Annotated in this window: 10 protein-coding genes and 1 tRNA gene; 2 read left to right on the top strand and 9 right to left on the bottom strand. The window is 24.7% G+C overall.

All coding sequences use genetic code 11. The features are described 5' to 3' along the window. The first annotated feature begins 404 nt into the window (after window positions 1-404). Window positions 405-1,082: a uracil-DNA glycosylase gene (locus QZ321_RS12170; protein ID WP_291750310.1), complete on the top strand. Its 678-nt coding sequence runs from the start codon at window positions 405-407 to the stop codon at window positions 1,080-1,082. 67 nt (window positions 1,083-1,149) lie between these two features. Here QZ321_RS12170 and QZ321_RS12165 read toward each other — a convergent pair whose 3' ends face one another. Then, window positions 1,150-1,341 (bottom strand): hypothetical protein, encoded by a 192-nt coding sequence (locus tag QZ321_RS12165; protein ID WP_291750312.1) that lies wholly within the window; start codon window positions 1,339-1,341, stop codon window positions 1,150-1,152. 174 nt (window positions 1,342-1,515) lie between these two features. After that, window positions 1,516-1,591: transfer RNA gene (locus tag QZ321_RS12160), tRNA-Phe, on the bottom strand. Between the two features lie 149 nt (window positions 1,592-1,740). Here QZ321_RS12160 and QZ321_RS12155 point away from each other — a divergent pair. Beyond that, window positions 1,741-2,181, top strand: coding sequence for a hypothetical protein (locus QZ321_RS12155; protein ID WP_291750314.1), 441 nt, complete (start codon window positions 1,741-1,743; stop codon window positions 2,179-2,181). A gap of 68 nt (window positions 2,182-2,249) precedes the next feature. Here QZ321_RS12155 and QZ321_RS12150 read toward each other — a convergent pair whose 3' ends face one another. From QZ321_RS12150 to QZ321_RS12120, 7 genes are all read right to left on the bottom strand, one after another. Beyond that, window positions 2,250-3,185, bottom strand: coding sequence for a type II CAAX endopeptidase family protein (locus QZ321_RS12150; protein ID WP_291750317.1), 936 nt, complete (start codon window positions 3,183-3,185; stop codon window positions 2,250-2,252). A gap of 165 nt (window positions 3,186-3,350) precedes the next feature. Beyond that, window positions 3,351-3,860 carry a nicotinamide-nucleotide amidohydrolase family protein gene (locus QZ321_RS12145; protein ID WP_291750319.1) on the bottom strand — a complete coding sequence of 170 codons (510 nt, stop codon included), beginning with the start codon at window positions 3,858-3,860 and terminating at the stop codon, window positions 3,351-3,353. A 123-nt stretch (window positions 3,861-3,983) separates the two neighbouring features. Beyond that, window positions 3,984-4,220 carry a hypothetical protein gene (locus QZ321_RS12140; protein ID WP_291750322.1) on the bottom strand — a complete coding sequence of 79 codons (237 nt, stop codon included), beginning with the start codon at window positions 4,218-4,220 and terminating at the stop codon, window positions 3,984-3,986. A gap of 246 nt (window positions 4,221-4,466) precedes the next feature. Continuing rightward, window positions 4,467-6,554 carry an elongation factor G gene (gene fusA, locus QZ321_RS12135; RefSeq protein WP_291750325.1) on the bottom strand — a complete coding sequence of 696 codons (2,088 nt, stop codon included), beginning with the start codon at window positions 6,552-6,554 and terminating at the stop codon, window positions 4,467-4,469. A gap of 453 nt (window positions 6,555-7,007) precedes the next feature. Beyond that, entirely contained in the window at window positions 7,008-7,454 is a 447-nt protein-coding gene (locus tag QZ321_RS12130; RefSeq protein WP_291744142.1) for a VanZ family protein, read from the bottom strand. A gap of 32 nt (window positions 7,455-7,486) precedes the next feature. After that, a complete protein-coding gene (locus tag QZ321_RS12125; protein ID WP_291744145.1) occupies window positions 7,487-7,930 on the bottom strand; it encodes a hypothetical protein in 444 nt (147 codons plus the stop codon). Between the two features lie 95 nt (window positions 7,931-8,025). Continuing rightward, on the bottom strand, window positions 8,026-8,175 hold the full coding sequence (locus tag QZ321_RS12120; RefSeq protein ID WP_291744147.1) for a hypothetical protein: 150 nt from the start codon (window positions 8,173-8,175) through the stop codon (window positions 8,026-8,028). Window positions 8,176-8,511: the final 336 nt, after the last annotated feature.

Genomic DNA, 8,511 nt, shown 5'->3' with positions numbered 1-8,511 from the left:
AAAGAATTGCTGGTTTACTTTAACTATATTCTGTTCAATTTTCAAAGACCATTTATCTATCGCACCTAAGCGACTTCTTTATCTTATCATCCTCTTCGACTAATGTCAACATTTTTTTCAAAAATATTTTAACTTTAATCTTTTAAAGAAATAATTTTGTCGTATTTCATCTAATAAGCTATTAATTTATTTATTTTTGTCATTAACGACATAATGTATCTTATCATCATTCTTTTTTTATTATTATCATTTTCTATTTATTATACACAGTTATATTCATTTTTTCATTTAATTTCTTATTTTATCTCCATTTTTCTATTATTGATATACTAGGTAGCGTTTGTGTTATAATTATCTAATATTTAATTAATGCAAAAATATTAGATTAAACAGGAGTGATTATAATGGCAAATATCTTAAAAAATGACTGGAAAAATATATTAGATGATGAATTTAATAAAGAATATTATCAAAAATTAAGAACTTTTTTAACAAATGAATATAGAACTAAGGTAATATATCCTGACAAATATGATATATTTAATGCATTACATTTTACACCTTATAAGGATGTAAAAGTTGTTATACTTGGTCAAGATCCTTATCATGGTGCAGGTCAAGCACATGGATTAAGTTTTTCAGTTAATCCAAATATAAAAATTCCACCTTCATTATTAAATATATATAAAGAATTGAATTCAGATTTGGGATGCTATATTCCTAATAACGGTTATTTAAAAAAATGGTCAGATCAAGGTGTATTACTTTTAAATACCTCCCTTACTGTAAGAGCTGGTGAAGCAAATTCACACCAAAAAATAGGCTGGGAAATATTTACTGATAAGATTATTTCTTTAATTAATGAAAAAGAAGATCCTGTTGTATTTTTACTTTGGGGTAATAATGCAATAAAAAAGAAAAACTTGATTACTAATAAAAAACATTTAATTCTTACTTCTGTTCATCCAAGCCCATTATCTGCATCTAGGGGATTTTTTGGAAGCAAACCATTTTCAAAGATTAATAATTTTTTAATTTCTGTTAATAAAAAACCAATAGATTGGCAAATAGAAAATATATAAAATCTGAAAAAGTTAGAATATATCTTATTCTAACTTTTCTCTATATAAATATAAATCATAAATCTCTTTATTTATTCGTTGCTTTTTTGTAATGAGAATATATTAAAGATAAAATAATTCCACTAACTCCTCCAAAAGAAAATCCCAAAATAGCATTTTCTAATAATAATCCTATTAAAGTGCCTATTCCAACTCCAAATGCTATTCCCTTAGTTAAATACTCAAATTCCTGATCTGAAAGTATAATTTTTTCTAACATGTCTCTTCCCACTTTTTCATATTAAATAAATTATATAATACAATTATTAATTATCTCTTAACTTTAACTTAACAATATATGATATTTTTATTTTTTATTAGTATAAATATGATATTTATAAAAATATTTTTTTAAAATATAAAAAAAGCAACTTACATAAGTAAGCTGCTTTCCTGGTGGCTCGACCAGGAATCGAACCAGGGACACGAGGATTTTCAGTCCTCTGCTCTACCGACTGAGCTATCGAGCCTCGATATATTTATTATATATATTAAATTAAAAAATGTCAAATATTTTTTATATAATTTAAAGTATATTTAATATTCGATAAATTCAAGGTTATTTTTTATTTCTAATTAAATATAAATATACTATACAGTATTTATTCTGGAGGTAAAATTGAAATACTTTATAATTTTAATACTTATACTTATTATTGTGTTAATGTATTTTTATTATGAAAAAAAATTAACTATAGCTAGAAAAAGAATATTAAGAACATCAAATCAATTTAATAATATTAGAAACGAATATAGAAATGCCTTAACTAAGAATCCTAAAATACAAATTGAATTTCTAAGCCCTAATATAAAAAAAGCTATAACCAAAAATAATATAACTGTATTTATCGCTCCAATTAATGATTCTCCAATAATTAAAGTGTTAGATATAAAAATGGAAGTTGAAATTTTAGATAGTGCAATTATAAATAATAGTACCTGGTTCTATGTAAATCTCCCTATTGATAGTGATTATAATTGTAGAGGTTGGATTAAAAAAAACGATTTATCATTTATCTATCAACAAAATCAAACTTCTCCTTCAATATATAAATATTAATATTGAAAATAGTATAAAAACCTAAGTAATTCAACTTATTACTTAGGTTCATTTATTTATTTTTAAATTTACTTAATTATTACTCCTAAAATCATATATAATAAATAAAATATTATAATAAATATAAATGAAATATTAAATACATTTTCATTGCTTTTATTATATTTAACACTAAATTCACTCTTATTTACCACTCCTCTTTTAATATTTAAATCAACTAATTTTTTAATTATGAAATAGACAACTATTCCAAATGCTAAAGCTATTATTCCATAAAAACCAGCCATAAATACTTTTTCTTGCATTTCCAAACTCTTTAAACTAATTTCAGTTGATTGTTCTACAATTAAATCACTTTGAGTAACTAAACTTAATAATTTCTGTAATGTTATTGAAGTTCCATTAATTAAAAAATGCATTAATATAGATGCAAATATAGAATTGGTTATTCTAACTACTAATGCTAATATTACTCCTAAAACTGTTGCATACAAAAATTGTTGTGGATCTAAATGCATTATTCCAAATAATAATCCTGTTATAATACATGACAAGTAAATATTTTTATCCTCATATCCGGATAAAACTATTCCACGTATTGTAATTTCTTCAGTAATAGCAGGTAATACAGCTATAAGTAAAAGTAAAACTATATATGGTGACTCAACTATATTAGTTACAAAATTTCCAATTTCATTTTCAAAAAAGAACTGTGAAATCAAAGAAAAGAATGTCATAATTGGTTGACATACAAAAGCTAATAATATTATTAACAATATATCTTTAAAATAAAGCTTGTTTAATTTCAATACATCCCTTGCTGATTGCTTTGTCACAATTAAATATATAATTGCTGGAAAAATAAATATTACGATATGACTAATAAATAACATTAATTTTATATCAGTAATGTTAAATAATTTAAATATTAAATGTATTGGTAAAAATAATTGTAAAAACATAACTATTAAAAAATATGTGTTTGCTTTTAATACCTTTTTCATATATCTCTCCTTTTTTTTATTTAATTAATGTATATTAATTTATATTAATGACAATAATATAAATGAAGTTTAAAACTTCATAGTTAATCGCCTCTCCCCCATTTTATTTATATACAGAAATAATCCCATTAATATCAAAATTATTTTAATGGGATTATTTTTATTTTAAAATCTATAGCCAGCATTTTCAAGTTCTCTCTTAAACATTTGTAAAGCATAGTTAGTTGCGTATGTCCTTACATATTCTCTATCTCCATTAAAGTTACACTTTTCAATAATTGTCTTATTATTTAAATGTACAGCTATATAAACTAATCCTACTGGTTTTTTACTTGTACCTCCACCAGGTCCAGCTATTCCTGTAGTAGCTATTGATACATTTGAGTTACTCTCCCTTGCTATACCTTCAGCCATTTCCTTAGCAGTTTCTTGACTTACCGCTCCATAAATATCCAATGTTTCTTTTTTAACGCCAAGTCTTCTTATTTTAGCCTCATTGGAATAAGTAACTACCCCTTCTATAAATGATGAAGATATACCAGGATATGCAATTAATTTAGCTGCAATCATTCCACCAGTACATGATTCTGCTGTTGAAATAGTTAAATTATTATTGCATAATATCTCACCTAAAATATATTCTATTTTATTATTACTAATTATATCCTCTTGCATTTACTTCACCTCTATTTAAATCTTGTTAATAATTATACATTATTTATTTTAATATTTACATATAATTTCCTTAATTGATATTACAAATAAAAATCTCTAAAGTAAAAAAACCTTAGAGATTTTTTATTTATATTTATTAGCACTAATATAATAATCCCCCGAATTAGTTATTCCTTCTTCTAATATAGAAAAATTACTTTCTCTTAACATAGAGGTAATTATATTTATATGATTTCTATTAGAATTATCTAATGTTATAGTAAAATTATCATTTTTATCTACTATTCCCATATAATCATGAATGTCACTATATTCACTTAATCCTAATTTACCTCTTATGTCCATCTTATAGTCTGGCATTTTTTACCCTCCTATTATAGTTTTTCCCCCGTAAATTAAAATTTCCTCCTAACTATCATTATTTTATGTAAATATTTATATTTTATTCAATATATAATTAAAATTTTATTTAATCATAATAGTACATGTCCATTAATAACTTTAAAGTTATTAATGAATAATAAGAGAGATATAATAACTCTCTTATTATTCATTTATTTTCTATTTATAATAATAAATAATTAATGAATATACTAAATATTATTTCTATGCCTCTTCTCTCAAGTTTTTAACATCATCTAAAATCTTTCCAACCTCATTAGCTGGAACTTCATCATATCTTAAAAATTCACTAGTAAAATTACCCCTAGCTTGTGTCATTGATCTTAAATCTGTAGCATAACTAAACATTTCTGCCATTGGAATTTCTGCAATAATTTTTTGAAGTTTTCCTTCAGGTTCCATTCCTATAACTCTTCCTCTTCTTTTGTTTACATCTCCCATTACATCTCCCATATAATTATCAGGAACCAAAATTTTAACATCCATTATTGGCTCAAGTAAAATTGGCTTAGCAGCCTCTAACCCCTTTTTATATGCAAGAGAAGCAGCAACCTTAAATGCCATTTCTGATGAATCTACTGGATGATAAGATCCATCATATAATGTTGCCTTCAATCCCACAACTGGATATCCAGCTAAAACACCACTTGATATACAATCTCTTAATCCCTTTTCTACTGCTGGAATAAAGTTTCTTGGAACAGCACCACCAACAACCTTATCGACAAATTCTAAATCTAACTCTCCATCTTGTCTTGACTCGAATTTTATTTTTACATCACCATATTGTCCATGTCCTCCAGATTGTTTCTTATGTTTTCCTTGTACATCTGAAGTTCCTTTAATAGTCTCTCTATATGGTACCTTAGGTTCTTGTAAAATAACATCTGCTCCAAATTTACTCTTTATTCTACTAGCAATAACTTCTAAATGGGTTTCTCCTAATCCCCAAATTATAGTTTCTGCATTTTCAACATCTCTTTCTATTTTAAATACAGGATCTTCTTCCATTAACTTAGATAATGACAATGATATTTTTTCTTCATCACCTTTTGCTTTAGGTAATATTGCCATAGGCATTACTGCATTAGGTAAATTTATCTTATCATAGATTACTTTAAATTCTTCACTACATAATGTATCGCCTGTTGCTGTATATTGCAATTTAGAAACTGCCCCAATATCTCCTGCAACTATCTTTTGAGTTTGAGTTTGATTTTTACCTTTCATAAAAAATAAATGATTTAATTTTTCTTGTTTTTCTTTATTTGGATTTAATACAGTTAATTCTCCATCTACCTTTCCTGTTATAACTTTAAACAAGGAAATCTTTCCTACAAATGGATCTGCAATAGTTTTAAATACTAAAGCTGAAAATGGTTTATTTTCATCTACATTTATGAAAACATCTTCATTTTTACTTAAATTTTTTGCCTTTTGAGGAAGTGCATGTTCTGGTGATGGAAAACAATTAATTATACTATCAATCATAGATTTTATTCCTATTACTTTTGAAGCACTACCACATAATACAGGAGCTATTTCACCTTGTGCACATCCTTTTATTAATCCTGAATAAATATCTTCATCACATAGTTCTCCATCATTTAAGTACTTATCCAATAATTCTTCGTCTGTTTCAGCAACTGCTTCCATTATCATTTGCTTACATTCTTCAACCTTATCAACTAAATCAGCTGGTATATCTACTGGCTCTGCTTTAGATGTTTTTGAATTATATTTTACTGCTGTTTTAGATATAACATCGATTATCCCACTAAAATCACTTTCTTTTCCTATAGGGTATTGAATAGGAACAATACTCATTCCAAAACTGTTTTTCATAGCTTCTAATGTTTTATCAAAATCAGCGTTTTCTCTATCCATTTTGTTTATAAAAAATGCTCTTGGTAATTTTATCTTTTCACAATAATCCCAAGCCTTTTCAGTTCCCACTTGAACTCCTGATACAGCACATACTACTATGGTAGCTATATCTACAGCTCTCATTCCTTGATACATTTCTCCTTGAAAATCAAAATATCCAGGCATATCAACTATATTAATTTTAGTATCCTTTTCTTCAAATGAAGCAACTGACGTTGATAAAGATATTCCTCTTTTCTTTTCTTCTTGTTCATAATCCATAACTGTATTTCCATCTTCAACTTTTCCTAATCTGTCGGTATTATTTGTATAAAATAATAAAGCTTCTACTAAAGAAGTTTTCCCTGTTGCTCCATGACCTATCAATCCTACATTTCTAAGTTTTTTATAATTATAGTCTTTCATAATGTTACGATAATACTATTTAGTATTATCATTCACCCACCTTTCTTTATATAGTTTAACTATTGTTATTTTATTGATAATATTATTTAAAATTTATACTTAATCTTTATGAACCTTTACTTCTAAATAGTACAATTCATTTTATCCCTTTAATCTTAGATTTCTATATTCTCTAAAATTATTCCAATTAATTATAGTTTAACCATATAAGATATTATTTTATTCTAACTTATATATAATTTGTTAAATAAGGTTTTCATAATTATTAAACTGCTTAAAATAGACTACATTTTATTATAAAAATAAAAAAAAATAAGACTCATACTAAAATATTTAATCTTTAGTATAAGTCTTAATAATTTAAACCCATATTCTTTTATTATTTAATTTCCTTATATCATTTTGTAATTTATATGTTTAAAACTTGTCCCTCATTTTATTTAATACCCACAATTAACTTCTTCTAATAAATTTAATTTTGTAAATAATTATATTAATTATAAATCCTAAAATCCCCCCAGAAAAATCTATTATAACATCTCTAATAGCCATATCTCTTCCTGGTATAAAATATTGATGAATTTCATCACTAATTGCATATCCTAATACAATAAGTAAACTATAAATCGCTGCCTTTTTTATATTAAAATAAAATTTTAAAACATTAATAGTAAGACAATATAATATAAAATATTCTGTAAAATGAGCTGCTTTGCGAATAACAAAAGAAGTAATTTCACCTAAGGAACTATTTAAGTCAATTCCAATATAATAAAATAATTTTATTATTAAATCACTTTGTTTATTTGAAATATCTGCAGGTTGATTTGACATATAAAATATTAATATCATCCATGATACTAATAATCCTAAGTTAATTACAAATCTTTTGTTTTTCATCATCTTCTCCTTCTATTTATCTAATAATATATTTAATTTTTTTCAACTAAATATCTATTTATATAAGCTAATGATTCTTCCAATATACCTTGACTACTTTCTAGGTCCTGCAATTTTACCTCTAAATTGCATATCCTTTGCTCTAATAAGTACATAAGCTCTTTTATATCATTTAATAACTTAGCCTCATATGATACCTGAATTCCATCTGAATCTATAAATATTTTTTCTGGTGTTGACCCACATTCTACACACTTAGCATATATTCCTTCTTTTTCTGTATCTCTGAAAACCTTAAAAGTATCATTATTACATTTTGAACAATTAGATAATATAATAAAATCATAATAACTTATATCAAATTCATATTTGCATTTACAATTTGTACATGTTAGAGATAAATTATTTTCTTTAGTTTCTATAAAAAAAGTATTTCCTGAACAACCTTCCTTTTCGCATACCACTGTCCTTATCATAAATATTCCCTCCTATATTAAATAGAAATATAATTCCCTCAAAAATTATTATGATATATTTTTATATAATATGCTTAAAGATTATCTTTAAAAAATTATTTTACTATAGATAACTTATCTAACTCATTTTTTATATTGTTGATTTCTTCATCTATTTTGTTTGTACTTTTACCAGCTAAAACTAACTCTCTCTTTTCCAGCTTTAACTGAATAATTTTTTCTTCTAAGTTTATTTTTCTTTCCACACAACCACTCCCACTCTTATATGGTAATAATACTCAACAAAATTTTAAACAATCCTACTTTTAAAAATTATATAATACTATTATATAATACTTTATTAGAATGATAACAAAAAAACAATAATAAATTTAAATTTATTTTACGACATATTTTTTTATAATTTGTATTAATTGCTATTTTTTTATAAATAAAAAAATCCCTCTTTTAATAAAATAAATTATATAAAGGAACGATTCTAACTTCTTATTAAATAAATTGTAAAAATAAAAAGCTACGATAATAAATCGTAGCTTTTGGTGGAGGTAAAGGGATTCGAACCCTTGACCCCTTGCGTGCAA

Origin of the sequence: uncultured Clostridium sp., assembly GCF_910588715.1 — a bacterium.
In the GTDB taxonomy this organism is placed as follows: domain Bacteria; phylum Bacillota; class Clostridia; order Clostridiales; family Clostridiaceae; genus Clostridium.
Note: the sequence above shows the minus strand (reverse complement) of the source record. Positions and strands in the feature narration are given on the sequence as shown.

What these genes read in the sequence shown, in the direction of transcription:
- QZ321_RS12125 (WP_291744145.1), bottom strand. Translation starts at nt 7,930, where the DNA reads ATGATAAGGACAGTGGTATGCGAAAAGGAAGGTTGTTCAGGAAATACT.
- QZ321_RS12140 (WP_291750322.1), bottom strand. Translation starts at nt 4,220, where the DNA reads ATGCCAGACTATAAGATGGACATAAGAGGTAAATTAGGATTAAGTGAA.
- QZ321_RS12170 (WP_291750310.1), top strand. Translation starts at nt 405, where the DNA reads ATGGCAAATATCTTAAAAAATGACTGGAAAAATATATTAGATGATGAA.
- fusA (WP_291750325.1), bottom strand. Translation starts at nt 6,554, where the DNA reads ATGAAAGACTATAATTATAAAAAACTTAGAAATGTAGGATTGATAGGT.
- QZ321_RS12165 (WP_291750312.1), bottom strand. Translation starts at nt 1,341, where the DNA reads ATGTTAGAAAAAATTATACTTTCAGATCAGGAATTTGAGTATTTAACT.
- QZ321_RS12150 (WP_291750317.1), bottom strand. Translation starts at nt 3,185, where the DNA reads ATGAAAAAGGTATTAAAAGCAAACACATATTTTTTAATAGTTATGTTT.
- QZ321_RS12145 (WP_291750319.1), bottom strand. Translation starts at nt 3,860, where the DNA reads ATGCAAGAGGATATAATTAGTAATAATAAAATAGAATATATTTTAGGT.
- QZ321_RS12130 (WP_291744142.1), bottom strand. Translation starts at nt 7,454, where the DNA reads ATGAAAAACAAAAGATTTGTAATTAACTTAGGATTATTAGTATCATGG.